The following is a 25,975-nucleotide window of genomic DNA, read 5'->3' on the forward strand; positions in this document are numbered from 1 at the left end:
CAAGAGCTTTCGGTCAGCCCTGCGGGCTGCCCGACCTACTTCTCTTTGCGTGGCCAAAGAGAAGTAGGCAAGAGAAAGGCCACCCCTCGTCCGCGCCCTTCGCGCCTCCGTGCGCGAAGGGTTCGCGTGAGTCCGTGGGTGTTCGTGGACAGGCCCTCCGTGGCCTGTCACGAACATCGCCGGCATCCCTGCCGGCGACCCTTCGGGCTGATCGACGCACTCCCGCCGCTCCCCAGGGGCCCCGTGGAAGAGCGCGGGCTCCTGCCCGCAGGAGCGCAGAGCCGAAGCCGAAGCCGAAGCCAAAGCCAAAGCCAAAGCCGGCCAGGGGGCACGCATCCCTTGACGTCACCTCACGCATCTCCAATCGCGGTGCTTTCCGTTTGGATCAAACCGTCCGACGCAGAACGACTGAACCCGCGGCACATACCGTGACCAGAAGAAAGAGCAGGGCTTGCGATGAGGCCGCAGGAATCTCGATGGGCTGCGTTGAGGGTGGTGGACTGCCAGTCCGGATCTCCACGCTCACCCTGTTGTTGGAAGGATCAGGGTCTTCCGTCAACGGCGCGAACCCGAACCTCACCCTCTGAACCGCGGGCGATTCGGGAAAGGTCCGCAGCCCAACGATGCATGTCGCCGATTCGGAGGGAGCAAGCATGCGCTCCATGAAGATGGACACCACGACGGTGGAAAGCTGGCCTGGCGGCGCCACGAACACCGTAGCGCGCACTGTGCACGGCGGGGTTTCATCCAGTTGCAGGAGCTCAAAGTTGCGGCTCCCCACATTCGGGGTGAAAGCCGCACCGACGCCCACGCTGCCAATCGTTGTGTCAGGGCCTAGATTGGTGGCGGTCAGATGCACTCGCGCAATGGCGCCCGGGGGCACGATCGGCCCACCGGGCAGCCACACCTCGCCCTTGATGTCTGCAGACGTTTGCGCTCCCGCCGACGCGGTCAGCAGTACACCGAGCGCTGCTCCCATCGCCCAAGACTTTGTCATGGGATCCACGGGGCCAGAAGGCCAGGTCGAAGATGAGCTGGACCAGCGCAACAGTCATCAAGCCCATCCTGACCTTGACCAGCGGGTGCGCCCACCATCGCGCGCGGCAGCGCTGAGTTCTTCAGCGTTGCCACAGACCCTCAGCCCGCCGCCCCCAGGCACCGCGCAAAGAACGCTTCCGTCACCCGGAACCGGTGCAGCGCATCCTTCTTCTGCAGGCCATGGCGCGCACCCGGGTAGGTCATCAGCTCGAAGGGCTGGCCGCGCGACTGCAGTTCCGACATCAGGCGGGTGCTGTTCACGAACAGGACGTTGTCGTCGGCCATGCCGTGCAGCAACAGCAGGGGCTTGGTCAGGCCATCAAGATGGGTGAACACCGAGGCCTGCCTGTAGCCCTCGGGGTTGCGCTGCGGCAGGTCCATGTAGCGTTCGGTGTAGTGGGTGTCGTACAGGGCCCAGTCGGTGACCGGCGCACCGGCGGCGCCGCAGGCGTAGTCCTCGCCGGCGCGGGCCAGCAGCATGAGGGTCATGTAGCCGCCGTTGGACCAGCCGTAGACGCCGATGCGTTCGCCATCGATGTAGGGCAGGCCGCGCAGGAAGGCGACGCCGCGGCGCTGGTCGTCGACTTCCACCGTGCCCTGCTTGCCGTACAGCGCGCCGCCGAACTTCGCCCCGCGGCGCGGGGTGCCGCGGTTGTCGAGCGAGAACACTACATAGCCCTGCTGGGCCAGGTACTGGTTGTAGTCGACCTGCCAGGTGCGCTTCACCGTCTGCGCGGCCGGGCCGCCGTAGACCAGCACCACCGCGGGGTAGCGCTTGCCGGCATCGAAGCCGGCCGGCTTGATCAGGCTGTAGTGGAGTTCGGTCTCGCCATCGGCGGCGATCAGGCTGCCGAACTCCATCGGCAGGTGGGCGGCGAGATACGGCGCATAGGGATGGTCGGCGTCGAGGGTGTTGTCGATCAGGGCGGCGATGCGTTCGCCCGAGGCGCGGAAGAGCTCCATCTGCGGCGGCGTGCCCGGGCTGTTCCAGCTGTCGACGTAGACACTGGCGTTGTCGGCGAACTTGACCTCGTGCCAGGCGCCGGCCGCGGTCAGGCGCTTGGGCTCGCCCCCGCCGAGCGGCAGCACATAGGCGTGCTTCTCCAGCGCGGAATCAAGCGTGCCGCTGAAGTAGACGAGGCCGGCATCTTCATCCAGCGCCAGCACGTCCTCGACCGTCCACTCTCCGCGCGTGAGCCGCGTCAGCGCGCCGCTGGCAAGGTCGCCGAGGTAGAGGTGCTCGAAGCCCGAGCGCTCGCTGCTCCAGAGGAAGCGCTGGCCGTCCTTGAGGAAGCGCAGGTTGTGGTGCAGCGGCACCCAGGTGTCGGATGTTTCGGTCAGCAGCACGCGCTGCTGGCCGCTGTCGAGGTCGTGCAGCACCAGATCGAGCCGGCGCTGGTCGCGCGACTGGCGCTGGAAGCTGAGCAGGCGAGGCGTCGCCCAATTGACGCGGGTGAGGTAGATGTCGGGCTCGGGGCCGAGGTTGATCGCGGTGGGCGCGGGTGCCTGTATCCGGTCCTGCAGCATGACCGTGCGCGGCCCCTCGGTGGTCTCGATGCGACCGGGCACGGCCTTGGGTGCGCCCAGCGCGGAGCTCAGATCGACCACATGCAGACTAATGGCGACATTGGCCTCGCCAGCCGCGGGATAGCGCTGCTGGACAATGGTGCTGGTGTCGGCGTGGATCTCGAAGCGCTCGCGGATCGGCACGGGGGTTTCGTCGATGCGCGCGTACGCAATGGCGGAGTCGTCCGGCGCCCACCAGTAGCCGGTGTGGCGGTCCATCTCCTCGTCGGCGACGAACTCGGCGACGCCGTTGCCGATGACCTCGCTGCCGTCCGAGGTCAGGCGATGGCTGCGGCCATCGGCGAGGTCGATCACCCACAGGTCGCGGCCGCGGATGAAGCTGACATAGCCGCCCTTGGGCGAAACCTTGGGGTCGGTGGCGAAGCCTTCGCCGTTCGTCAGCTTGCGCACCTGCGCACCGGGCTCGGCGCCGAGGTCGTAGAGGTAGAGCTCGCCGCCCAGCGGAAACAGCAGGCGGCGTCCGTCCGGCGCCCAGTGGTAGTCGACGATGCCGGTGAGCCCGACGATGCGCTGGCGCTCGCGGCGGGCCTTCTCCTCGTCCGACAGCACTTCATTGGGCACGAGCGCCTGCGAGTCGACCAGGCGGCGGGTCTCGCCGGATTCGATGTGGTACTCCCACAGGTCGAGGCGGAAGCGGTCTTCCTCGCGGCTCTTGAGGAAGGTCACGCGGGCGCCGTCGGGCGCGATCTTCGGCTGCATCAGCGAGGGCCCGGACAGCGGCTGCTCGCCGGTCAGGGCTTCCAGGGTCAGCGGCTGCGCGGCGAAGCTGGCGATGGGAGCGAGGCTCATGGACAGACCGATCAGGGCATGGGGGCGCAGTCGCCCCAACAGGCGCTCGCCGGTGGCATACAGACGCTGCAGTGCAGTCGCGGGCTTGGTGGCGCTGGACCCGGGAAGCGGTTTGGAGTACATGACGGAATCCCGATGCGAGGACGCGAAGACACGATGGGACCCGAGCCTGACGCGCTCTGCAAGGGGCGGCGTGGCTCCGGATCCGCGTGCCGGGCCATCGGCCGCCGTGGAACCACCCGCCCCGCGCCCACGACAGCCCCCGATGGAGGCTTGCGCGGCCTCGCGTTCGGTCACAATCTGACACGCAGTTGCCGAGGCTGACGCCGAGGGCAGAGCATCCGCGATCGCTCTCCCACCCGGGCGGGTCTGTGAACCAAGGCACATTTCTTGCCTACAGACTTGCCAGCCATTCAGCATTTCAACCCTGCCGCGGGCGTCGCGCGAGCGTGCGACCCGGTGGCGCCGGCCTGAGGATCCGCCACGCGCATGTACCCACCGAACGGCCGTACCCCGTGCACCCGACCGCTCGCGCCCTTGGGCCAGCGGTGTCTGCGCGCGCTTCCAACCAGCGTTGTCGCCGGAGGTCGCCGATGCTGAGCCCCGGTTTTTCCGGTATCGATGCCAGCCACAGCGTGCGACTGTCGCAGCGGGCGCTGCCGCGCCGCGTGCGCCAGCTCTTGGAGGGGGTCCTGAAGTTCGGCTCGGACGAGCTGGAGCGTGGGCTCAAGCTCACCCTCGACGAAACCGAGCAGCAGCTGTTCAAGCTGGCCGACCAGGCCCGCAGCGGCGACATCCAGGCCTCCTGCTTCGAGGCCCTGCGCGAGATCAAGCGTGGCCGCGCCGATGTGGTGCCGCGGTTCCTCATTGCCTTGGAAGGGGCTCTGGCGACCCTCAAGGATCCGCCCGAAGCCAGCCCGCTGGCCGGCAATGACAAAGGCCTGGCCTTCACCGAGCTCAGCCTGGTCGCCGACATCGAACTCGAACAGAACATGCTGCTTGGCGAGATCGCCAGCCGTGCCGAGGTGCGCCACAGCCTGCCCCTGTTCCTGCTCGGCCAGCGCTTCGGCGTGATCGCCGGCCGCCCCGCCTTCGAGGCCGAGCGCCTGCCGGTCGGTCCGCGCGCGCTCTGCGCCTTTCTGCGCACCGCAGTGGCCACGCTTGACCTGAACAACGAATACCGGCTGCTGATCTACCGCCAGTTCGAACGCCAGGTGATGGGCCTGATCGGCTCGCTCTACGAGGCCCTGAACAGCTACCTCGCACGCGAGCGCGTGCTGCCGAACCTCAGTTTCGCGCCGAACCGCAAGCCAGCCGCCGCGCGCGCGCCGGCCGAAACCGCCAAGCCGAACGAAGCCAAGCCGGGCGAGACGAAGCCGCCCGAGGCCAGGCCCACCGAAGCCCGCGGGCCCGCGGGCCCGCGTCCGCCGGGAGTCCCGGGAGCACCGATGCCCGCGCGGCAGGGGCCCGGAGCGGCACAGCCCGCCGCGCCCGCCCAGGCCTTCAATCCCGAGACCGTGCCCTATCGCGACCCGGAGGAGCCCGGGCTTGGCGCGGGCTTCGGGCCGAGCGCCGGGGCCGCGCCCAGTGGACCGCGGCCCTACACCGCCTGGCCGGGCACGGCCAGCCCCGAACCGCTGGACGCGGGCGCGGCCGCCGCCGAGGCCGGTGCCAACGACGGCCGCATGTTCGACATGCTGCGTGAGCTGCTCGCCGGCCGCCGCGCCCTGCTGGGCAAGCTGGGCGGCGCCCAGGCCAAGCCGCCGCCGAACGCACACGTCGCCAGCCGCGATGACGTGCAGGCCGTGCTGGCCCTGCTGCAGGCGCGCGAGCCGGCGCCGGTGCTGGTCGACGGCAAGCCGGCGCCGCGTTCGCTGTCGCATCTGAAGCAGGACCTGCTGGCCCAGCTGCGCCAGGTGACCCCGCCCGGCATGAGCCCCACCCTGGGCGCCGAGGAGTCGGACACCCTTGAGCTGATGAGCTTGCTGTACGAGCACATCCTTCGCGACATCAAGCAGACCAGCCCGGCGGCCAGCCTTTTGACCAAGCTGCAGGTGCCAATGCTGCGGGTGGCGCTGTCCGACAAGGGCTTCTTCACCCGCCGCCAGCACCCGGCTCGGCAGATGCTGAACGTGGTCGCCGAAACCGGCACCAGCTGGTTGCTCGATGCCGACGAAGCCGATCGCGCCCTGCTCGACAAGATCAACCTCGTGGTCGATCGCGCCACCCATGACTACATGGGCGACTCGGCGGTCTTCGAGAGCCTGGTCGGCGATCTGCAGCAGCAGATGCAGACCCTGGCGCGCAAGGCCGAGGTTGCCGAACGCCGGCACGTCGAGGCCGCGCGCGGCAAGGAGAAGCTCGAGCTGGCGCGGATCCGCGCCGAACAGGCGGTCAGCGAACGATTGGACGGCAAGCGGGTGCCGCGCTTCCTCGCCACCCTGCTGCAGCAGGCCTGGACGGATGTGCTGGCGCTGTCGCTGCTGCGCGGCGGCGAAGAGTCGCCGCTCTACCGCCAGCAGCTCGACATCGCCGAGCAGCTGATCCAGATCGGCGGCGGCCAGTCGGCGCCGCCGGCGGTGCTGGCGCAGCTGCGCGAGGACATCGAGCGGGCCCTGATCAAGGTCGGCTACCACGACGGCGATGCCGCCGCGATCACCGCCCGCCTGCTGGCCAGCGAGGACGAGCCCGAGCCGCAGGGCGAAGGCAATACCCGCACCGAGCTGGCGATGAAGCTGAAGTCGCGCGTGCGTCTTGGCCAGAGCGGCGACGGCAGCGAACCGGCGCCGGTCGCCCCGGCCGCCACCGCGGCGCCACTCAGCGCGGCCGAGCGCGCGCAGTTCGATCGCATCCGCCACCTGCCCTTCGGCACCTGGTTCGAATTCCCCAACCCCGAGGGCGGCACCCTGCGCCGGCGCATGTCCTGGTTCAGCACGGTCACCGGCAACGCGCTGTTCGTGAACCATCGCGGCCAGCGCGCCGCCGAGCACAGCCTCGAATGGCTGGCCCGCGAGATGGAGGCCGGACGGGTCAAGGTGGTGATGGCCGAGGAGGGCACGGTCATCGATCGCGCCTGGCAGTCGATCATGGGCGTGCTGCGCAACTTCGCCCAGCGCAGCCCCGCAGGAGCCACGCCGTGAACGAATCGCGTCGAGCCAAGCGCAAGCGGGCCCACGAGGCCATCGAAGTCTTCGACACCATGACCGAACTCAGCGTCGGCCGGATCGGCAACCTCTCCGAGACCGGCATGATGCTGATGGCTTCAGCGCCGCTGGTCGAGGACGCCCTCTACCAGCTGCGCTTCACCCTGGGCGGCAGCGCGCAGAAGCCGCGCACGCTGGAGGTCGGTGTGCACCAGCTGTGGTCCGAGCCCAGCCATGTGCCCGGCCAGTACTGGTCGGGTTTCCGCTTCATCGACATCGCGCCCGAGGATGCCCACCACCTGCACGCCTGGGTGGAGGCGCCGGGCTCGCACTACGACTGAAGCGGCGCCCTTCGCGGGCGGCCAAGCGTTTATTCCTCGAGCGGCTGCGGCCGGTGCAGGGCATAGCCCTGGCCGTAATCGACGCCGAGCCCGCGGAGGGTGCCGGCGATGCTCATGTTTTCGACGAACTCGGCGACCACCTTGACCTGGGCTTGGTGGCAGATGCCGGTCAGCGCCTGCACGATCGACAGGCTCATGGGGTCGCTCTCGATGTCGCGGATGAAGCTGCCGTCGATCTTCACCAGGTCGACCGGCAGCTGCTTGAGATACCCGAACGAGGACATGCCCGAGCCGAAATCGTCGAGCGCGAAGCGGCAGCCGAGCGCACGCATGCGCTGGATGAAGTCCATCGCCCGCTCCATGTGGGTCAGTGCGGCCGTCTCGGTGACCTCGAAGCACAGCCGCGCCGCTGGCACGCCGCTCTTGCCCAGTTCGCTGCAGACGAAGTCGGCGAAGCTGTCGTCTTCCAGCGTATGCGCCGACAGGTTGATGGCCCACAGCGCCGCCTCGGGCGCACGGCCGCGGCGCATCGCCGCCAGCGCGTTCTGCAGCACCCAGCGGTCGATCGCGGGCATCAGCGCATAGCGTTCTGCGGCGGGAATGAACTCGGCCGGCGGCACCAGCTGGCCGTGTTCGTCACGCAGGCGCAGCAGCAGCTCCAGGTGGCCCTCGCTGCCCTCGCCCAGCGGCTCGATGCGCTGGAAGTGCAGTTCAAAACGGTTGTCGGCCAGCGCCTGCTTGAGCCGGTTGATCCAGGCCATCTCGTCGCGGCGACGACGCGCCTCGATGTCGTCGGAGGCGGTGAGATGGACGCGGTTGCGCCCCTGCTCCTTGGCCATGTAACAGGCGGTATCGGCCAGGGCCAGCAGCTCCCGGGTGTCGCGCGAGCTGGCCTGGTCGAGCAGGACCACGCCGATGCTGACGGTGAGCGAGTGCTGCTTGCCCTCGAACACGAAGCGATGGCCGCGCACGGTCTGGCGGATGCTCTCGGCGACCGCCAGCGCATGATGGCGGCTGGCGCCGCGCAGCAGCAGGCCGAACTCGTCGCCGCCGAGCCGCGCCAGCACGTCGGTCGATTCCACGCAGGCCAGCAGCAGGCTCGCCAGCTCGCTGACCATGCGATCGCCGGCGTCGTGGCCGGCGGTGTCGTTGATCAGCTTGAACTGGTCGAGGTCGAGGTAGAGCAGGGCGGCCTGGCGCGCACGCACGGTGCCGGCCTGGGCGGTTTCGCGCAGCGCCTGCTCGAAGCTGGCGCGGTTGAGCAGACCGGTCAGCGCATCGTGTGCGGCCTGGTGGCGCAGGCGCTCGGTGAGCGCATGCGCCTCGGTGCTGTCCTGGATCACCACGAGGTGGTGGGGTTCGCCTTCCAGCACGATGTCGGTCAGCGATACCGAGGCCCAGAAACCGCCGTGGTCCGGGCGCAGCACGCGCGTGCTCAGGCCCTCGACATTGGCGCTGCCGCCGGTGCGCAGACGTTCGGCGAAGGCGCGGTCCTCGAACAGCGCCGACAGCGCGAGTTTGTCGCCAGCGCTGTCCACCCCGAGCAGCTGCCGGCCGGCGAAGTTCATGTAGACCACCTGGTCATCCGCGCGCGCCAGCAGCACCGCCGCCGGCAGCAGTTCGGTCAGCGCGCGGAAGCGCTCCTCGCTTTCGCGGAAGCGTCGGCTCATCTGCTCGGCCAGGCCGAGCGCGGTCTCGCGCGTGCGGGCGACGTTGAAGAACAGGGCACCGAGCAGCAGGCTGGCGATCAGGCCGAAACCGAAGCTCACCAGCGGGATCACCTGCAGCGACTGCGAGAACGCCGGCAGCGGCGCGATCTCAAGCCGCCAGCGGCGGCCGGCGAAGTCGATCAGGCGCTGCTCGGTGCGGGTTCCGGCTTCGGCCTCGCCGCTGCTGTAGAGCAGCACAGGGGCCTCGTCGCTGACGTCGTAGACGTTGAGCGCGATCGCTTCGTCGGCATCCGGCAGCACGCGCGCCAGCAGCTCGTTGATCGAAAACGAGGCGGCCGGTGAACCGGCGAAGCGACGCCGACGCTCCTCGACGTCGAGCGGGCGCGGGCCGGGCGTATACACCGGCAGGCGCAGGATGAAACCCTTCAGCGGCTTGCCGTCGGCGCCGAGCTGGACCAGATCGAAGACCTCGGACATCGCCGCGTCGTCGGTGTCGCGGGCGATCTCCAGCGCGCGCAGGTTGGCCGGCTGGGTCGCGATGTCGAGCCCGGCGACGCGCTCATTGCCCAGCAGCGGGGCGTAGAACGTGGTCGGGTAGCGCACAGGATCGCCGGCGACGTACTCGGCATAAGCCAGTGAGCGCAGGGCCGGAAACAGCCGCCGCGGCTGCAGGTCCTCGTACATGCGCTGGAACTCGTGCGGCTCGACCAGGCCGCTGGAATTGAACAGGGCCTGCAGCGAGCGCACCAGCAGGGCGCAGTTCTCGAGCTGGGCGCGCAGGCCGGTGGCGCTGCGCTCGGCCAGCCAGCCCAGGCTGGCCTCCTGCTGCGCATTCAGCAGGCGCGCGTGCTCGCGGCTCAGCAGAAAGGTCAGGCCGAGCCCGACCAGCAGGGCGACCAGGCCTGCGATCAGCGGCCGCCGCACGCTGGTGTGGTGGAGGGAAGGCTTCACGCCGTGGCTCCCGATCGCGGCCGGGGCTGCCGGTATGCTTGGCGACCCCGCCACTGACGATCCACGCCACCATGAGTGCCGATCTCGCCACCCTGCACCGCGCCCATGTCGACACCCTGATGCAGCGCACGGCCGCCGCGCTGGCGCGAGTGGGACGCGAGCACCTGCTGGTCGCGGCCGGCAGTACCCGCTACGAGTTCCTCGACGATCGGCCCTATCCGTTCCGCGTCAACCCGCACTTCAAGGCTTGGCTGCCCTTGGACGAGCACCCCGACTGCTGGCTGTTGATCACTCCCGGGCACAAGCCGCATCTGTTCTATTTCCAGCCGGACGATTTCTGGCACAAGCCGCCGGCGGATCCGGCTGGTTATTGGACCGAGCAGTGCACTATATCGATCCTCCGTGACACCGGCGAACTTCCGGGCCTGCTGCCGCCGGCCGCGCGCTGCGCCATCGTCGGCGAGCCCGAGGCGGCCGTGGGTGATTACGTGCCCGACAACCCCGCGGCCCTGATCGATCACCTGCACTTCCATCGCGCCTACAAGACTCCCTACGAACTCGAACTGATGCGCATCGCCAGCCGGCGCGCGGTGCGCGGCCACCGCGCCGCCGAGGCGGCCTTCCGCGCCGGCGCTTCCGAGCACGGCGTGCACCAGGCCTATCTGGCGGCGACCGGCCACAGCGATCTCGACCTGCCCTACGGCAACATCGTCTGCCTCAACCAGAACGCGGCGATCCTGCACTACCAGCACCGCGAGACCGTCGCGCCCGCCGAGCACCGCTCCCTGCTGATCGATGCCGGCGCCAGCTGCAGCGGCTATGCCGCCGACATCACCCGCACCTATAGCGCAAAACAGGGCGACTTCGCGGCACTGCTGGCCGGCGTCGACCGCGTCCAGCAGGCCCTGGTCGACGGCGTGCGTCCGGGCCGCGACTACCGCGAGCTGCACCTCGACTGCCATCGCCAGTTGGGCGCTCTGCTGATCGAGGCCGGGCTGATCCGCTGCGGCCTCGACGAGGCTTTGGCGCTGGGCCTGACCTCGACCTTCTTCCCGCACGGCCTGGGCCATCTGATCGGCCTGCAGGTGCACGATGTCGCCGGCTTCGCCGCCAGCGAGGAGGGCGGCCGCATCGAGCGCCCCGAGGGCCACCCCTTCCTGCGCCTGACCCGCGTGCTCGGCCCCGGCATGGCGGTCACCATCGAGCCCGGCCTGTATTTCATCGACAGCCTGCTGGCCCGGCTGCGCGCGGCTGACACAGGGCGTCACATTGATTGGACGCGGGTGGACGCGCTGGCGCCCTATGGCGGCATCCGCATCGAAGACGACGTGGTCTGCACCGAGGGTGCGCCCGAGAACCTCAGCCGCGACGCCTTTGCGGCCTGAGCGCGCGCCAGCGGCGCGCGCCATGCGGGTGGATGGGGAATGGGGATGGGCGCTGAAAGGCATGCGCCTGTGCAAGCAAGTCACAGGCCAGAAACAAGTGTGATGCAGCCGGCGGTTCGCTGACGCTCCCGCCCGCTTGCTGCAACGCCACAGCCGGAGGCTTCCCAGCGCGCCGGTTTTGCACCACGATGGCGCAAACCGGGTTTCGGATCCGCCATGCTCAGCCGCTTCGCCCCCTTCCAGAGGTTGGCCACTCCGCTGCTGCTGATCGATGCGACGCAGCAGATACGTGAACTCAACCCGGCGTGTTCGGCCTGGCTGGGGCTTTCGCGCAGGCGTCTGTTGGACCAGCCCCTGGCCTTGATCGACGGCGGCGACGGTGAACTGCTGGCGGCCGCGGCCGAGGTGCAGCAGCAGCGGACCTCGCTGCGCGGACGTCACCTGCGGCTGAAGCGCGAGGGCGACGAGCGCTTCGCCGAGGTCTATCTCACACCCTTCGAATCTTGCCCCGAGCTGCCCGAGGGTGGCCTGCTGATCGAATTCCATCCGGCCGATGCCTTTCCCGGCGCCGACCCCAGCGTGTTGCCGGCCGCCCTGCACGCCGCGCTCAAGGGCCTGGCCCACGAGGTGCGCAACCCGCTGGCCGGCTTGAAGGGCGCGGCCCAGCTGCTCGGCCGCCGGATCGAGGACGCTGACAGCCGCCGCTATGTCGAGGTCATCCTCACCGAAACCGCGCGACTCGCGGATCTGGTTGAACGCCTGCTCACCCCGACCGCGCCGCGCGAACTGATCGCCACCAATGTGCATTCCGTGCTGGAGCGCGTGCGCCTGCTCGCCGAGGCCGAAGCGGGCTGGTCGGTGCAGCTGCTGCGCGATTACGACCCCAGCCTGCCCGAGCTGCCGGCCGATGCCGATCGCTTGGCGCAGGCGCTGTGGAATCTGGTGCGCAACGCCCTGCAGAGCGGTGCGTCGATCGTGCGCCTGCGCTCGCGCGCCGAGCACGGCGTGCTGATCGGCGAGCTGCGCTACCGCCTGGCCCTCAAGTTGGAAATCGAGGACAACGGCCGCGGCGTGCCCGAGTCCCTGGCGGAGCGGATCTTCCTGCCGCTGGTTTCGGGGCGGCCGGAAGGCTCCGGCCTCGGCCTCGCCCTCGCGCAGCAGGTGGCCCGCGAGCACGGCGGTGCGCTGAGCTTCCGCTCGCGTCCGGGACACACCGTTTTCACCCTGCTGCTGCCGGTGCGCGACGAGCACCGCGAGGATGCCCACCATGGCGAATAGGCCTTCCACCCTCTGGGTCATCGACGACGACCGCTCGGTGCGCTTCGTGCTGGCCGAAGGTCTGCGCGACGCCGGCTTCGAGGTGCGCGAGTTCGACGGCCCGGGGCCGGCGCTGGCGGCGCTGGCGAAGTCGACGCCGGCCGCCGTGTTCACCGACGTGCGCATGCCGGAAATGGATGGGCTCAAGCTGCTCAACGTGCTGAAGGCCGACCATCCGGACCTGCCGATCGTGGTGATGAGCGCCTACACCGATGTGGCGTCCACGGCTGGCGCCTTCCGCGGCGGCGCCCACGACTTCCTGTCCAAACCCTTCGACCTCGACACCGCCGTGGCGATGGCCCGGCGCGCCCTGCAGCAGGACGAGGCCGAACCCGCGCCGCCGCCGCCACCCGCGCGCGATACGCCCGACCTGGTCGGCGAGGCGCCGGCCATGCGCGAGCTGTTCCGCGCCATCGGCAAGCTGGCGCAGGCGCCGCTGTCGGTGCTGATCATCGGCGAGACCGGCACCGGCAAGGAGCTGGTCGCGCGTGCCCTGCACCGGCACTCGCCGCGTGCGCAGGCGCCCTTCGTCGCACTGAATACCGCAGCGATTCCGTCCGAACTGCTGGAGAGCGAACTCTTCGGCCACGAGCCGGGCGCCTTCACCGGTGCCGCGCGTCGCCACCATGGACGCTTCGAGCAGGCCGACGGCGGCACCCTGTTCCTCGACGAGATCGGCGACATGCCGGCAGCGCTGCAGACGCGCCTGTTGCGCGTGCTGGCGGAGGGCGAGTTCTTCCGCATCGGCGGCCGCGAGTTGATCCGCGTCGACGTGCGGGTGATCGCCGCCACCCACCAGCCGCTGGATGCATTGGTCGAGCAGGGTCGCTTCCGCGCCGACCTGCTGCACCGGCTGGATGTGGTGCGGCTGAACATTCCGGCGCTGCGCCAGCGCCGCGAGGACGTGCCCGCGCTGGCGCAGCGCTTTCTCGCCGATGCGGTGGCCAAGCTCGGCACCGGCGGCAAGCGCTTCGACCGCGCCACCCTCGATGCGCTCACCGCCTACGACTGGCCGGGCAACGTGCGCGAGCTGGAGAACCTGTGCTGGCGTCTGGCCGCCTTGGCGCCGGGCGATGTGGTGCGGGTGGCCGACCTGCCCGAGGGGCTGCGCGGCCGCAGCAAGACGCCGGCGACCGGCAGCTGGGAGGAAAGCCTGCGGCAATGGGCCGAAGGCGCGCTGCGCTCCGGCCAGGCCGAGCTGTATCCGCAGGCGCTGGAGCGTTTCGAGCAGGTCATGTTGAACGCGGCACTGGCCGTCACCGGCGGGCACCGCCAACAGGCGGCGGAACGTCTGGGGCTGGGCCGCAACACCCTGACCCGCAAGCTGGGTTCGAGTCGGCGGCGGGCGTAACAACGTCGCTCGACCGAGCATCCCCGCACCAGTTCCCGATGCCATCCTCTCAACTTTGACAGGAGGTGCGTTGAAAGTTGGTGCCACAACCTCGCGTTACAAGGTGTTGCGTTTCAGAGTTGAGACCGCCGGGTATCCCGGTGACAGCCGGGTGTTCTGGCTCATGAATGCAAAAGTTCGAATGTGACCGCACTGGAAATTGTGAGGTAACCTCTCAATATTAGGGTGCAACACGCGCGAGTGGCAGATGCGATGCTCGCGCGTCGCAGTGTCCTCAGTGCTGAGCAATCCAGCGGCAGCTGTCGAAGACTCCATTTATCCACCCACATACCAACTGGTGGTTCATGAGGAAATCCATCATGGGATAACCGGCACCGCGCATGCCAATCCAGACATCCTGGGCGTCGCGTCCGCTGCCCCAACTGAGGGTCTGCTGGTTGTCGGGGTTTCCGTAGGCAGGGCCCGCACCCCGGCGTGCACGCGTTTCCTTGAAAACCCAGCTGTTGTTTTCAAACTGGTAAAGCGCGCAATCGGAGGACTCGCAGAACCACACTGCGGCCGGCGGCCCCAGCTCCGCAGGAAAGTAGTTCCAGCTGACGCTGCCCCCCAAGGGCCCCACTTGACCTCCACCACCTGTGTACCGTTCGCTGGCCTGCATCCGTTGCGCCAGAGCCCAATCGATCTGCCTAACGCAAACGAGATCCGAAAGGCAACTGTTGACGGCACGGTTCATGCGGCCGCGATCACTCGATTGCCAGCCGTTGACCGACACGCGCACCGGGTCGTGCGGCCCGTCCCGAAGGATAGACACGTCGGCGTAATACTGTTTGGCAAGGTTAAAGCCCATGAAGTCCAGCCGGTAGGCCTCGGCAAGCAAGGTCAGCTTGCCAGTCATGAAACCAGGCACCGCATCGGGCATGGCGTGGTAGCGCCGTAATTCCGGCTCGTACACTAGATGAAAGCAGCGAACGGTTTCATTGATCACGTTCAGGCCACAGTAGCGCCCATCGGGTGCAAAGCCGGGAAAAGGCTGGCTCGTGGCACCCAGCACGCAGCCCTCGAAATGCGCATCGGAGTGTGCGCCGTCACAGCGCACTGCATGAGTGATCTCACTGGCCGATGCGAATGCGGGACTGCCTAGGGCAAGTCCAGTGATGAGGACAATTACCATGGCTAGTGCAGACAGACACGGACATTTGAGCGCGGACATTTACCGTGCACCTCTTGACCTGAGTGGAAAGAAGTTGGGTCTGTTCAGCCAGAAAACCTAATGAATCCTGTGGACACCATCTACTGCAAGATCTGACAGGTTGGCCAGCCGAACTGGCGATACCTGCTCCATCATGGTGCTGATAAACCGGCCGTGTGTAGAGCACGCCGGCCTCGACGAACCCTTGGTTCTGCTGCGCCGGAGTATCCTGCGTAAGCGCTAGGAGCGTCGTCACTACAGCACCGGCGACAGCAGCCGCGCGCCGGCTTCCGCCAGTCTCTGCGCGCGGGTGAGGCGGCGTGGCCGGCGCACCTCGATCGCGTTCGCGAAGTCGAGCTGCAGCACGGCCTCCAGCGCGCGCGCCGGGCCGGCGCCGTACAGGTTCAGGCACAGCTCGAAGTTGAGCCGGAAGCTGCGCGCATCGAAGTTGGCGCTGCCGAGCGTGCACAGGGCTTCGTCGACCAGCAGGGCCTTGGTATGCAGCATGCGCGGGGTGTATTCGAACACGCGCACGCCCGCGCGCAGCAGCTCGTCGAAGTAGCTGCGGCTGGCATAGGTGACCGTTCGGCTGTCGGCGCGGCGGGGCACCAGCACGCGCACGTCCACCCCGCGCTGGGCGGCGCGGCTCAGGGCGTACAGGGCCGGCTCGGGCGGCACGAAGTAGGGCGTCACCAGCCAGACCCGCCGCTCGGCATCGCCGATCCCCTGCAGCATCGCGCGATGGATGGGTTCCTGCGGTGTGTCGGGCCCCGAGGGCAGCCATTGCAGGGGAATCTCACCGGGCGGCAGCAGCGGGAACATGCCGTGCTGTTTCAGCGGCCGGCGGCTGGCGTACAGCCAGTCCTCGACAAACACCTGCTGCAGGCCGTTCACCGCGGCGCCTTCGATGCGCAGGTGCAGGTCACGGAAGGCCCCGCTGTGCACGCGCTCGTCCTGGGTATCGCTGACGTTGATGCCGCCGGTGAAGCCGATGCGCCCGTCGATCACCGCGATCTTGCGATGCGTGCGCAGGTTCAGCAGCGGCCTCAGGGTCGCGAGCCGGAACGGGTGGAAAAACACCACTTCGGCCCCGGCGTCGCGCAGCGGCCGCAGAAAGCGCTTGGACAGGCCTGCGCTGCCGACGGCGTCGACCAGGAGCCTCACCGCCACGCCAGCGCGGGCGCGCTCCGCAAGCGCATCGCGGACGGCGCAGCCGATCCGGTCGGGCTCGAAGATGTAGTACTCGCAGTGCACGTGCTCGCGGGCGCCGTGGATGGCCGCCAGCAGGGCCGAGTACGTCGCCGCGCCGTCGCTGAGCAGCTCGATGCGCTGGGCCGTGGTCGGGGCGATCCGCGTGAGCCTTTCGACCAGCCGCGCCTGACGCTGCTCGAGCGGGCTCGCCAGCGCGGCCAGCACATCGCATTCCGACAGCGGCTCGCGCTCCAGCCGACGCCGGCTGCGTCGACGCTTGAGCTGCTGGCGGCGGATCCGCACCGGACCCAGCCAGTGGTAGATCGCGAAGCCGACCACGGGCAGCGCGGCCAGACTCAGGATCCAGGCAAGGGTGCTGACCGGCGGTCGCTTCTGCAGAACGATCCAGACCGACAGGGCGCCCAGATAGAGCGCCCATCCGAGACCCAGCCAGTAGGCGGCCTGCGAGTCCATGCGCGGCCCGGCGGCGCCGGACTCAGCGCAGTTTCGGATTCAGGCTGTAGCTGCCGTAATGCACCGCCTCGGCGAGCACGTGGCCGTGCATGGCGCGAAGCAGATCGGCCATGCTGAACTTCGCGGGCAGTTTCAGCGTCTCCACATCGAGGGCGAACAGGCGGAAGAAGTAGCGGTGCAGCAGGGCGTCGTTGAAGGGCGGGCAGGGGCCGTCATAGCCCAGGTAGTCGCCGCCCATGTCGGCGTCACCGGCGAACCAGCCGGTGTAGTCGTTCTTGCCCTGCACGCTGCCGGCCGGTCCTGATGGCGTCTGCTTGCCGTGCGCGGTGACGCCTTCGCTGCAGCTGCCGGCGGCGATCTCGCGCGCATCCGCCGGGATGTTCGCCAGCAGCCAGTGCACGAAGTCGACGCGCGGCAGGTCGGCGGGCACTTCGCGGCCGGCCTGGTTGACGTCGTCGGGCTTCGAGGGCACATCCGGGTCGACACAGATCAGGGCGAAACTGCGCGTGCCCTCGGGCACTTCGCTCCAGGCCAGATGCGGATTGCGGTTCGACGAGAGGATGCAGGGGCTGTCCGGGCCGGGCTGGCCAAAGGCGAACTCGGTGGGAATCGGCTGGCCCTGTTCGAAGCTGTCGCTGCGCAGTTTCATGCGGGGTCGTCCTCTCGTGATGGGGCGGTGGCTTCAAGCCGGTGGATTGAGGTACTTGTCTTTCAGGCGCACGTAGTGGCCGGCCGAGTACATCAGGTTCTCGATTTCGCGGTCGGACAGGCGGCGCACCAGGCGGCCGGGATTGCCCAGCCACAGTTCGCCCTCACCGACCACCTTGCCCGGTGCGATCAAGGCGCCGGCGCCGACGAAGCCGTGGGTTTTCACCACCGCGCCATCCATCACGCTGGCGTGCATGCCGATCAGGCAGCGGTCCTCGATGGTGCAGCCGTGCAGCACCACCGCGTGGCCGACGGTGACGTCGTTGCCGATGATCGTCGGCCAGCCGTTCTCGCGGGTGTAGGGCCCATCGTGGGTGACGTGCACCACGGTGCCGTCCTGGATCGAGGTGCGTGCGCCGATGCGGATGTAGTTGACGTCGGCGCGGATCACCACGCCCGGCCAGATCGAGCTGTCGTCGCCGATCTCGACGTCGCCGATCACCGCCGACATCGGGTCGACCCAAACGCGCTGGCCGAGCTTGGGGCTGCGGCCGCAGAAGGCGCGCAAGGGGGAGTAGGGGGCTGTGCTCATGGGCGCGGAGTGTAGCAAGCGCCTTGCCGCTGCCTCGTGCTGCACTACACTCGGCCGTATGGACCTGCCCAGCACCCCGCTCGAAGAACTGCCGCAGCGCCTCGCCGTGCTGCGCGCCCAGGCCGAACGCGCGCCGCGTAGCTACGCCGAGCGTCGCGAGGATCTCCACGACCTGCGCGCCGCGGTCAAGCTCAACCTGCCGGAACTCGTGCGCGCGATGGACGCCGACTTCGGCTGTCGCAGCCGCCACGAGACCTTGATTTCCGACGGCATGACCGTGCTGTCCGAGATCGACCACCTGATCGGCCACCTGAAGAAGTGGATGCGGCCTCGGCGGCGCTGGATCAGCCCGCTGTTCTGGCCGGCCACCGCCGAGGTGCGCTACCAGGCGCTGGGCGTGGTGGGCGTGATTTCGCCCTGGAACTATCCGGTCAATCTGGCCCTGGTGCCGCTGGCGACCGCCCTGGCCGCCGGCAATGCGGTGTATCTCAAGCCGAGTGAACACACGCCGCGCACCAGCCAGGCCTTGTTCGACCTGCTGCGCTCCATCTATCCCCGCAACCGCGTCGAGGTGGCGCTGGGTGGGGCCGATGTGGCCGCGGCGTTCGCCGGCCTGCCCTTCGACCATCTGTTTTTCACCGGCTCGACCGCGGTCGGCCGCAAGGTGATGGCCGCGGCGGCGCCGAACCTGACGCCGGTGACCCTGGAGCTCGGCGGCAAGTCGCCGGTGATCCTGGCGCCGGGCTATCCGATCGAACGCGCGGCGGCACGCATCGCTTCGGGCAAGTTCATCAATGCCGGCCAGACCTGCATCGCGCCCGACTACCTGCTGGTGCCGCAGGACCAGGTCGAGCCGCTGGTGGCGGCGCTCAAGGCCGAGGCGCGCGCGCGCTATCCGGACATCAGCATGGGCCCGGACTACACCCGCATCATCAACCGCGCGCAGTACCAGCGTCTGGTCGATTGGCGCGAAGAGGCCCGCGCGCGGGGCGCGCGCATCGAGCCCTTGATCGAGGTGGAACCCGAGCTCGCCGACAGCCAGCGCCTGGTCGCGCCGACCCTGGTGCTGGACGCGCCCGAGGACTGCCGGCTGATGCAGGAGGAGATCTTCGGCCCGCTGCTGCCGATCGTGCCCTACCGCGAATTCAGCGAGGCCATCGACTACGTGAAGCGCCGTGACCGCCCGCTGGCCCTGTACCTGTTCGACCACGAGTCGCGGCGCATTGAGCACCTGCTGGAGCACACCATCGCCGGCTCGGTGGCGATCAACGACACCGTGCTGCAGTTCGCCCAGAACAACCTGCCCTTCGGCGGCATCGGCCCCAGCGGCATGGGCAGCTACCACGGCGAGGCCGGCTTCCGCACCTTCAGCAAGGAGAAGCCGGTGTTCCGGCAGGCGCGCTGGTCGGGCATGGCCCTGTTCAAGCCGCCCTACCGCGGGCTGGCGGATCGGCTGGTGCGCTTCCTCACACGCTGAGCCGGCCTCCGGACTGCCCCAAAGCGACGGCCTGCGCTCGCCCGGCAGGGGAGCGATGCAGCCCGGCCTGGCCCACCACCCTCGCCCGGGCTGTCGCAGCGAACAGCGGGCTGAACTGGGGATATTCAGCCCGCGACCGACCCGATTCAGAGCTTTTCAAGCCTGCGCGGCTTGTCGGTGTCGACCGCGCCATGCATGTTCATCCGCTCAGTGACCGGGGGGTCCTGCGTGGACGACTGCAGCCACAGCACCATGAACCCGGCCGGCATCGGCGATCCGCTGGTGCGGGCGATCGCGGCCGGCGACAGCGAGGCCGAACGCAGCTTCATCGAGCGCTACGGCCGCGGCGTGCGTGCGCTGGTCGTGCGGGCTTGCCGTCCGGGCGATCCGGTGGTCGACGACCTCGTCCAAGAGGTCCTGCTGACCGTGCTGGGCCGCCTGCGCCAGGGTGCCCTCAAGGATCCCAATGCGCTGCCGGCCTACCTGCAGGCGACCATCGCCCACGCCACCCGCGCCGAGTACCGGCGCCGCGGCCTGCGCGGAGAGGTGGTCGAAAGTGCTTGCCTCGAAGCGCTGCCCGCGCCTGGCCCGGGTCCCGCCGAACAGCTGCACCAGCAGCATCTGCAGCGGGCACTGGCCGAACTGATGAAAGCCCTGCCAGTGCCGCGCGACCGCGCGGTCCTGCGCGGCTTCTACCTGGAGCAGCGCGAGCGTGATGAGCTCTGCGCCGAGCTCGGCATCGACGAACCGCATTTCCGGCGGGTGCTGCACCGCGCTCGCGAGCGTCTGCGCGGGCTGATCGAATCTTCGGCCTTCGGCCTGGTCGACTGAGCCGCGCGGGGAGGTCGATCCGTCGGCCAAGCGAGCGGCCAGGCAGCCGGGCCAAAAACCGCGACAATCGCGAAGCTCATCACATTTGAGTGCGCCCGCTGCCCGCCCGCTGGGACAGGCGGGTGAGGATGCGCTCCTGCGGCGACGTACCTGCTGATCCCAACCTGCCTGCCCATGAGCCTGCCTGATCCGCTGACCCCCCTGCGTCCCAGGCTTGAGCAGGCCTGGCTGCAGCGCTACCTGGAGCGCGAGCTCGCGCCTGATGAGCAGGCCTGGTTCGAAGCCTACCTGCTGACCCGGCCACACCTGCTGGCCGCACTGGAAGCCGACAGCGCCCTGCGCGCGGTGCTGGCTGCGCCGGCCGCGGGCCGGTTGTTCGAAGCCGCAGCCCCTGGGTCCGCTGACGCGACCCGGCTTGAACCCGCAGCCCACCCCCTGCCGAAGCCGCCCGTCAGACGTCCGGGGTCCTGCTGGCGCTGGCCGCCGGTTTCATGGGCGGCATCGGTCTCGCCAGCCTGTTGCCGCCCGTGACCCCACCTGTGGCCGACGCCCCGCCTGCGATCGAAGCGCCCGCGCGTCTGCGTTTCGACCCGCTGCGCTTGACGCCGGACGAACCGAACGGGGCGGCCGGCGATCCGCGCGCCAGCCAGCTGGTGGTCGACATCGTGCTGCCCGCGGGCAGCCGCATCGCCTCCGCGCATGCAACGCTGGTCGAACGCCGCATCGCCCTGCCGATCGCGGTGGTGTCCGCCGAGGGCCTCGCTACCTACACCCTGCCGAGCAGCTGGCAGGGGCGGGCGCGGCTGCACTTCGAGCTGCAGTCCGCGGCCGGGGCGCGCATCCCTGCCGTCGAGGGAGTTCTGTGAGGCCGGTCCTGATCCATCCGCGCGGCTTCGACCTTGAGGCCGCACGCCGCGCGCTGGCACGGCGCGACCCGCGCCTGGCCGCGGCCATGCGAAGAATCGGTCCGCTCGACGTCGGTACGCGTTGGTCCGAGCCTTTCGACACCGTCGACGTCCTCGCGCGCGCGATCCTGTACCAGCAGCTGTCCGGCAAGGCCGCGGCGACGATCGTCGGCCGCGTCGAGCGCGCGATCGGCGCCGAGCGCCTGCACGTCGACACGCTCGCGCGCATTGACGACGAGCGCCTGCGCGCCTGTGGCGTTTCCGCCGCCAAGGCGCGGGCCCTGCGCGACCTGTGCGCGCGCGCCGAGGGCGGCGAGGTGCCCGATGCGCGGCGGCTGGCACGGATGGACAGCGAGGCCATCGTCGAGCAGCTGAGCGCGGTACGCGGCATCGGCCGCTGGACAGTCGAAATGCTGCTGATCTTCCGCCTGGGTCGGCCCGACGTGCTGCCGCTGGATGACCTCGGCATCCGCCGCGGCACGCAATGGCTGGATGGCCTCGATGCCGCGCCGGGACGCCGTGAGCTGGCCGAGCGCGGCGAAGCCTGGGCGCCCTGGCGCAGCCTCGCCGCGCTCTACCTGTGGCGGATCGCGGACGGCGGCTGAGGGACGCTGCGATCCCGTGTCCGCTGTCGCGCCGCCGGTGGACTGGACGGACGCTGGGCGCACCCGCTGGGCGGCGTCGTGCGCGTGCCGACGGATCCGCGGATCACGGCGCCGGAGCGCACTGCCCCGGCGTGGCGCTGCGCGCGGCTTCGACCCGGCTGCGGAACTCGGGACTGACCGGCATCGACAGCGTCTCCGCGAACAGTGCCTGTGCGCGCTCGCTCTCGCCCAGGGCCAGGGCGATCCGGGCTGCCAGCAGCAGATCGGCCGGAGAAGCTGCCAGCCCGAGCTGCTCGGCCAGCGCGCGCGCCTCTTCCTGCAGCGTCCGCGCCTCACCAGGCTGACAGCGCCTCAGCGCCAGGCTGGCCCGTTGCATCAGCAGATGCACATGCTCGGCTTGGCGGATGCCGGCCGCCTTCTGCGCCAACTCGGATTCGATCTGCGCCAGCTCCCCTTCGGCGCCGTCAGCATCCCCAGCCAGTTCCAGGGCACGGGCAAGGTTGAAGCGCTGCGCACGCAGGTCGCTGGGGTAGACCTCCGGAATGGCCTCGACTGCCGCGAGCACCTCCCGACGCAGCGCCACGAGGCGCGCGTAGTCGCCTCGATTTTCGATGCGCGCCGCCTGCTCGCCCAGCACCAGCGCGCGCAGGAGATGCGATTCCGGCAGCCAGGCGCGCGCCTGCTGCGCGGTGCTTTCGATTTGTGCGTCCAGCCGCGGATCCTGGCTGCGCCGGAACAGATCGATCCGGGTCAGGCCGATGCGGATCGCCGCGGTGGCCGCGGTCTCGGCGTAGGGCCCAGGGCCCAGCTGCGCCTGCGCACGATCCAGCAGAACACCGGCCTCATCCCAACGGCCAAGCTGCACCGCCATGCGCGCCGCCTCGCGCAGGCTGTAGGCGTTGTCGGAGACATCGCGCACACCCTCGCCGTGCTCGGCCGAGGCGACGAACAGGGGCTTGGCCTCGGCCCAGCGGCCAGCGTTGAGGTAGGACGAGGCCAGCAGGAACTCGAGCTCGGCGCGCGCCAGTCGATCGCCGCCGGCTTCCGCCTCCAGGCGATCGCGCATGCGATCCAGCAGGTCGGTGGCCAGCAGCGGGCTGCCGTCCTCGCGGCGGCCCGCCGCGCCCTGCAACACGCCGGCCAGGAAGCGGTACTGCAACGAACGCGTGGCGTTGGCGCGTTCGGCCTCGAGCCGGGCGGCCACCGCCGAGGCGCGTTCGTGCTGCAGCCAGACCACGCTGCCTGCCAGCAGCAGCAGGGCCCCGGTGCCCAGGCTGACCGGCAGGCGATGCCGACCGAGGAACTTGCGCAGCCGGTACAGGCGCGTATCGGCCGCGGCCCGCAGTGGGCGGCCCGCGACATAGCGCGCCAACTCCTCGCGCAGTGCGTCGACGGTCGGATAGCGCTGCGCCGGCGCGTCTGCACAGGCCATGGCGATCACCCCGCGAAGCTCGGCGTCGATCGGCAGCACCGGGAAATCGCGGCGTTCGCGGGCACTTGCATCGCCCTCGAGCAGTTCGCGCAGCATCACGCCCAGCGCATAGACGTCGCTGGCGGTGCTGATCGCGCGGCCCTCGCGCTGTTCGGGGCTCGCATAGCCCTCGGTCCAGACCCGCGTCGATGCATCTCGGCGGGCGCTGTCCTCGCCCAGCTCGATCAGCTTGGCGACGCCGAAATCGAGCAGCTTGGGCTCGCCGTCGGCGCGTACCAGCACGTTGCCGGGCTTCAGGTCGCGGTGAATCACCAGCTGCTGGTGCGCATGCGCCACCGCTTGGGCGATGCGGTCGAACAGCCCCAGACGCTGCGCCAGCGACAGCGCATGGCTGGCGACATGGGCGAGCAGGGGCTGCCCCTCGATGTACTCCAGCGCGACCCAGGGCTGGCCGTCGGCGGTCTCGCCGCCGTCGATCAGGCGGGCGATACCGGGGTGGTCGAGCTGGGCGAGGATCCGCCGCTCCTGACGCAGGCGCTTGCGGCTGTCTTCGGTGGGAAAGCCGCGGATCAGCTTGATCGCCGCACGCTGCTCGAAGGGACCGTCGGCGCGCTCGGCCAGTAGCACGGTGCCCATGCCGCCGGCACCCAGCTCGCGCAGGATCCGCCAGGGACCCAGCTGGGCGCCGGGCGCACGGGCGCGCAGCAGGGCATCGCCAAAACCGGCCAGCACCGCCCGCACCGGATCCTCGGAATGGGTGTCGGCCCGCAGCAGACGTTCGACCTCGGTGCGCAGCCCTTCCGGCAGCGCCGACAGCGCCGCGGCGCGCGCTTCCAAGGGCAGGGCGACGATGCGGTCGAAGGCTTCGGCCAGCGCGTTGAAGGGCGTCTCGGGCATGTCGGGGCAGGTGGGTGAAGGCCGGCAGTCTAGTGCGGCGCTGGTCGGGATGCTCTTGCCCTTCGCCGCTGCGCCCACCATCTTGCCGCCCATGACTACCGAAACCGCCGCCAACCCCCTTCTGGCCGACCACGGCCTCCCCGATTTCCCCGCCATCACCCCGGCCCATGTATTGCCGGCCGTCGAAGCGCGCATCGCCGCCTACGAGGCCTGCGTCGAGCAGGTGCTTGCCGTTGCCGCCGAGCCCAGCTTCGACCGCCTGATGGCGCCGTTGGAGCGCGCCCAGGCCGCGCTCGACCACAGCTTTGCGCCGGTCGGGCACCTGCATGGCGTGGCCGACTCCGCCGAGCTGCGCGAGGTCTATGCCGAGGCCGAGGCGCGGATCACCGATTTCTCGGCGGCGCTGGGCCAGAACCGGGGCCTGTTCGAGGCGGTGCGCACGCTGCGCCAGTCATCGGAATTCGACACCCTGCCGCGGCCCGAGCGCGCCCTGATCGAAGACAGCCTGCGCGGCTTCGAACTCTCCGGCGTGGCGCTGGAGGAGCCCGCGCGTTCGCGCTTCAAGGCGATCCAGAGCGAGCTCTCGCGCCTGTCCACGGCGTTTGAAGAGGCCGTGCTCGACAGCACCGACGCCTGGTTCAAGCCGCTGTCGGAAGCTGAGCTTTCCGGCATTCCCGACTCCGCACTGTCGATGCTGCGGGCGATGGGCGCCGAGCGCGGCGTTGACGGCGCCGTCGCCACCCTGAAAGGTCCGGCGGTGCAGGCGGTGCTGAACTTCGCCGACGACCGCGCCGTGCGCGAGGCCGTCTACACCGCCTACCAGACCCGCGCGTCCGACCAGGGCCCGCACGATCCGGCGCAGGACAACAGCGCGCGCATCGGCGAGATCCTGGTCCTGCGCCACGAGGCCGCGCAGCTGCTCGGCTTCGCCTCCAGCGCGCACGTTTCGCTGGCCGACAAGATGGCCGGTGAGCCCGAGCGCGTGCTGCGCTTCCTGCGCGAGCTGGCGGCCAAGGCCAAGCCTGTCGCCGAACGTGAGCTCGCTGAACTTTCGGAGTTCGCGCGCCGCGAGCTCGGCATAGACGGCCTGCAGCCCTGGGACGTCGGCTACGCCGCCGAGAAGCTGCGCCAGCAGCGCTTCGACTACAGCGATGAGGACTTGAAACCCTACTTCCCGGTCGAGCGCGTGATCGACGGCCTGTTCGCGCTGGCCGGTCAGCTCTACGGGCTCAAGTTCGCGCCGCGCGCCGATGTGCCGCTGTGGCATGCCGATGCGCGCTACTTCGACGTGCTCGACGCCGACGGCCGCGTGCGCGCCGGCTTCTACGTCGACCTCTACGCCCGCAGCGGCAAGCGCGGCGGCGCCTGGATGGACGTCTGCCGCGCCCGCATCGACGCTTTGGAACACCCGCAGATCCCGGTCGCCTTCCTGGTCTGCAACGTGCCGCCGCCCACCCCCGAGCTGCCGGCGCTCTTGACCCACGACGACGTCATCACCCTGCTGCACGAGTTCGGCCACGGCCTGCACCACATGCTGACCGAGGTGGCCTGGCCGGGCGTGGGCGGCATCAGCGGCGTCGAGTGGGACGCGGTCGAGCTGCCCAGCCAGTTCATGGAGAACTTCGGCTGGACCCGCGCCGGCATTGATCTTTTGGGTGGCCACTACCAGAGCGGCGAAAAGCTGCCGCAGACCCTGTTCGACAAGCTGCTGGCCGCGCGCCACTACCACGCAGGACTGTTTCTGGTGCGCCAGCTCGAATACGCGCTGTTCGATTTCCGCCTGCACCTGGAATTCGATCCGGCGCGCGGCGCGCGCACCCTGCAGATTCTCGACTCCGTGCGCGATGAGGTCGCGGTGATCCGTCCGCCGGCCTGGCAGCGCCTGCCCAACAGCTTCACCCACATCTTCGCCGGCGGCTACGCGGCCGGTTACTACAGCTACCTGTGGGCCGAGGTGCTGTCTGCCGATGCCTTTGGCGCCTTCGAGGCCGCGGGTGTGCTGGATGCGGCCGCCGGTGAACGATTCCGCCGCGAGATCCTCGCCGTCGGCGGCTCACGCCCGGCGCTGGAAAGCTTCGTCGCCTTTCGCGGCCGTGAACCCGAGCCCGAGGCACTGCTGCGCAGCTACGGGCTGGCGGCGTGAGGGGCGGGGATTCGGGATT

Annotated in this window: 19 protein-coding genes; 11 read left to right on the forward strand and 8 right to left on the reverse strand. The window is 69.6% G+C overall.

The features are described 5' to 3' along the window. Positions 1-385: 385 nt before the first annotated feature. Positions 386-997 (reverse strand): hypothetical protein, encoded by a 612-nt coding sequence (locus tag BLP83_RS16730; RefSeq protein WP_143006750.1) that lies wholly within the window; start codon positions 995-997, stop codon positions 386-388. Positions 998-1,137: 140 nt separating this feature from the next. Further along, positions 1,138-3,414, reverse strand: coding sequence for a S9 family peptidase (locus BLP83_RS16735; RefSeq protein WP_091245654.1), 2,277 nt, complete (start codon positions 3,412-3,414; stop codon positions 1,138-1,140). A gap of 593 nt (positions 3,415-4,007) precedes the next feature. On the opposite strand from BLP83_RS16735, the gene BLP83_RS19145 reads away from it, so the two are divergent. Both BLP83_RS19145 and BLP83_RS16745 read left to right on the forward strand, forming a co-directional pair. Further along, positions 4,008-6,554 (forward strand): DUF1631 domain-containing protein, encoded by a 2,547-nt coding sequence (locus BLP83_RS19145; protein ID WP_091245549.1) that lies wholly within the window; start codon positions 4,008-4,010, stop codon positions 6,552-6,554. Continuing rightward, on the forward strand, positions 6,551-6,898 hold the full coding sequence (locus BLP83_RS16745) for a PilZ domain-containing protein (RefSeq protein WP_091245550.1): 348 nt from the start codon (positions 6,551-6,553) through the stop codon (positions 6,896-6,898). The genes BLP83_RS19145 and BLP83_RS16745 overlap by 4 nt, the downstream gene beginning before the upstream one ends. A 29-nt stretch (positions 6,899-6,927) precedes the next feature. On the opposite strand, the gene BLP83_RS16750 is transcribed toward BLP83_RS16745, so the two are convergent. Continuing rightward, positions 6,928-9,519, reverse strand: a complete 2,592-nt coding sequence (locus tag BLP83_RS16750; RefSeq protein WP_091245552.1) for a bifunctional diguanylate cyclase/phosphodiesterase — start codon at positions 9,517-9,519, stop codon at positions 6,928-6,930. 71 nt (positions 9,520-9,590) lie between these two features. On the opposite strand from BLP83_RS16750, the gene pepQ reads away from it, so the two are divergent. The 3 genes from pepQ to ntrC all read left to right on the forward strand — a co-directional run bounded on the left by pepQ (position 9,591) and on the right by ntrC (position 13,572). Beyond that, positions 9,591-10,904 carry a Xaa-Pro dipeptidase gene (gene pepQ / locus BLP83_RS16755; RefSeq protein WP_091245554.1) on the forward strand — a complete coding sequence of 438 codons (1,314 nt, stop codon included), beginning with the start codon at positions 9,591-9,593 and terminating at the stop codon, positions 10,902-10,904. A gap of 216 nt (positions 10,905-11,120) precedes the next feature. Beyond that, positions 11,121-12,182, forward strand: coding sequence for a two-component system sensor histidine kinase NtrB (locus BLP83_RS16760; RefSeq protein ID WP_091245556.1), 1,062 nt, complete (start codon positions 11,121-11,123; stop codon positions 12,180-12,182). Beyond that, positions 12,163-13,572, forward strand: a complete 1,410-nt coding sequence (ntrC, locus tag BLP83_RS16765; RefSeq protein WP_091245557.1) for a nitrogen regulation protein NR(I) — start codon at positions 12,163-12,165, stop codon at positions 13,570-13,572. The genes BLP83_RS16760 and ntrC overlap by 20 nt, the downstream gene beginning before the upstream one ends. Positions 13,573-13,846: 274 nt before the next feature. Here ntrC and BLP83_RS16770 read toward each other — a convergent pair whose 3' ends face one another. From BLP83_RS16770 to BLP83_RS16785, 4 genes are all read right to left on the reverse strand, one after another. Next, the gene (locus tag BLP83_RS16770) at positions 13,847-14,743 is read right to left on the reverse strand and encodes a hypothetical protein (RefSeq protein WP_143006752.1); all 897 of its coding nucleotides are present in this window, start codon (positions 14,741-14,743) and stop codon (positions 13,847-13,849) included. Positions 14,744-15,016: 273 nt separating this feature from the next. Next, a complete protein-coding gene (cls, locus tag BLP83_RS16775) occupies positions 15,017-16,426 on the reverse strand; it encodes a cardiolipin synthase (RefSeq protein WP_091245561.1) in 1,410 nt (469 codons plus the stop codon). Between the two features lie 22 nt (positions 16,427-16,448). Further along, entirely contained in the window at positions 16,449-17,075 is a 627-nt protein-coding gene (locus BLP83_RS16780; protein ID WP_091245563.1) for a YbhB/YbcL family Raf kinase inhibitor-like protein, read from the reverse strand. Positions 17,076-17,108: 33 nt separating this feature from the next. Beyond that, the gene (locus BLP83_RS16785) at positions 17,109-17,666 is read right to left on the reverse strand and encodes a gamma carbonic anhydrase family protein (RefSeq protein WP_091245565.1); all 558 of its coding nucleotides are present in this window, start codon (positions 17,664-17,666) and stop codon (positions 17,109-17,111) included. 58 nt (positions 17,667-17,724) lie between these two features. On the opposite strand from BLP83_RS16785, the gene BLP83_RS16790 reads away from it, so the two are divergent. The 5 genes from BLP83_RS16790 (at position 17,725) to BLP83_RS16810 (ending at position 21,484) form a co-directional block, all read left to right on the forward strand. Further along, entirely contained in the window at positions 17,725-19,143 is a 1,419-nt protein-coding gene (locus BLP83_RS16790; protein ID WP_091245569.1) for a coniferyl aldehyde dehydrogenase, read from the forward strand. A 195-nt stretch (positions 19,144-19,338) separates the two neighbouring features. Next, positions 19,339-19,974: an RNA polymerase sigma factor gene (locus BLP83_RS16795; RefSeq protein ID WP_091245572.1), complete on the forward strand. Its 636-nt coding sequence runs from the start codon at positions 19,339-19,341 to the stop codon at positions 19,972-19,974. Positions 19,975-20,148: 174 nt separating this feature from the next. Continuing rightward, positions 20,149-20,505, forward strand: coding sequence for a hypothetical protein (locus BLP83_RS16800; RefSeq protein WP_091245575.1), 357 nt, complete (start codon positions 20,149-20,151; stop codon positions 20,503-20,505). Continuing rightward, complete coding sequence (locus BLP83_RS16805) at positions 20,502-20,840, forward strand: hypothetical protein (protein WP_143006753.1); 339 nt, start codon at positions 20,502-20,504, stop codon at positions 20,838-20,840. Before BLP83_RS16800 ends, BLP83_RS16805 begins: the two co-directional genes overlap by 4 nt. After that, positions 20,837-21,484, forward strand: coding sequence for a DNA-3-methyladenine glycosylase family protein (locus tag BLP83_RS16810; protein WP_245680068.1), 648 nt, complete (start codon positions 20,837-20,839; stop codon positions 21,482-21,484). Before BLP83_RS16805 ends, BLP83_RS16810 begins: the two co-directional genes overlap by 4 nt. Before the next feature lie 103 nt (positions 21,485-21,587). On the opposite strand, the gene BLP83_RS16815 is transcribed toward BLP83_RS16810, so the two are convergent. Then, positions 21,588-23,906 (reverse strand): serine/threonine-protein kinase, encoded by a 2,319-nt coding sequence (locus tag BLP83_RS16815; protein ID WP_176764262.1) that lies wholly within the window; start codon positions 23,904-23,906, stop codon positions 21,588-21,590. Between BLP83_RS16815 and BLP83_RS16820 the strand changes: the two genes are divergently transcribed. After that, on the forward strand, positions 23,905-25,956 hold the full coding sequence (locus tag BLP83_RS16820; RefSeq protein ID WP_091245663.1) for a M3 family metallopeptidase: 2,052 nt from the start codon (positions 23,905-23,907) through the stop codon (positions 25,954-25,956). The two genes, BLP83_RS16815 and BLP83_RS16820, sit on opposite strands and share 2 nt — an antisense overlap. The last annotated feature ends 19 nt before the right edge of the window (positions 25,957-25,975 follow it).

This window comes from Aquimonas voraii (assembly GCF_900101825.1).
GTDB classification, from domain to species: Bacteria; Pseudomonadota; Gammaproteobacteria; order Xanthomonadales; family Xanthomonadaceae; genus Aquimonas; species Aquimonas voraii.

Excerpts from the sequence above, each read along its gene's own strand:
- BLP83_RS16730 (WP_143006750.1), bottom strand. The coding sequence starts at position 997 with ATGACAAAGTCTTGGGCGATGGGAGCAGCGCTCGGTGTACTGCTGACC.
- BLP83_RS16735 (WP_091245654.1), bottom strand. The coding sequence starts at position 3,414 with ATGAGCCTCGCTCCCATCGCCAGCTTCGCCGCGCAGCCGCTGACCCTG.
- BLP83_RS19145 (WP_091245549.1), top strand. The coding sequence starts at position 4,008 with ATGCTGAGCCCCGGTTTTTCCGGTATCGATGCCAGCCACAGCGTGCGA.
- pepQ (WP_091245554.1), top strand. The coding sequence starts at position 9,591 with ATGAGTGCCGATCTCGCCACCCTGCACCGCGCCCATGTCGACACCCTG.
- BLP83_RS16760 (WP_091245556.1), top strand. The coding sequence starts at position 11,121 with ATGCTCAGCCGCTTCGCCCCCTTCCAGAGGTTGGCCACTCCGCTGCTG.
- ntrC (WP_091245557.1), top strand. The coding sequence starts at position 12,163 with ATGCCCACCATGGCGAATAGGCCTTCCACCCTCTGGGTCATCGACGAC.
- BLP83_RS16770 (WP_143006752.1), bottom strand. The coding sequence starts at position 14,743 with ATGGTAATTGTCCTCATCACTGGACTTGCCCTAGGCAGTCCCGCATTC.
- cls (WP_091245561.1), bottom strand. The coding sequence starts at position 16,426 with ATGGACTCGCAGGCCGCCTACTGGCTGGGTCTCGGATGGGCGCTCTAT.
- BLP83_RS16780 (WP_091245563.1), bottom strand. The coding sequence starts at position 17,075 with ATGAAACTGCGCAGCGACAGCTTCGAACAGGGCCAGCCGATTCCCACC.
- BLP83_RS16785 (WP_091245565.1), bottom strand. The coding sequence starts at position 17,666 with ATGAGCACAGCCCCCTACTCCCCCTTGCGCGCCTTCTGCGGCCGCAGC.
- BLP83_RS16790 (WP_091245569.1), top strand. The coding sequence starts at position 17,725 with ATGGACCTGCCCAGCACCCCGCTCGAAGAACTGCCGCAGCGCCTCGCC.
- BLP83_RS16795 (WP_091245572.1), top strand. The coding sequence starts at position 19,339 with ATGTTCATCCGCTCAGTGACCGGGGGGTCCTGCGTGGACGACTGCAGC.
- BLP83_RS16800 (WP_091245575.1), top strand. The coding sequence starts at position 20,149 with ATGAGCCTGCCTGATCCGCTGACCCCCCTGCGTCCCAGGCTTGAGCAG.
- BLP83_RS16820 (WP_091245663.1), top strand. The coding sequence starts at position 23,905 with ATGACTACCGAAACCGCCGCCAACCCCCTTCTGGCCGACCACGGCCTC.
- BLP83_RS16815 (WP_176764262.1), bottom strand. The coding sequence starts at position 23,906 with ATGGGCGGCAAGATGGTGGGCGCAGCGGCGAAGGGCAAGAGCATCCCG.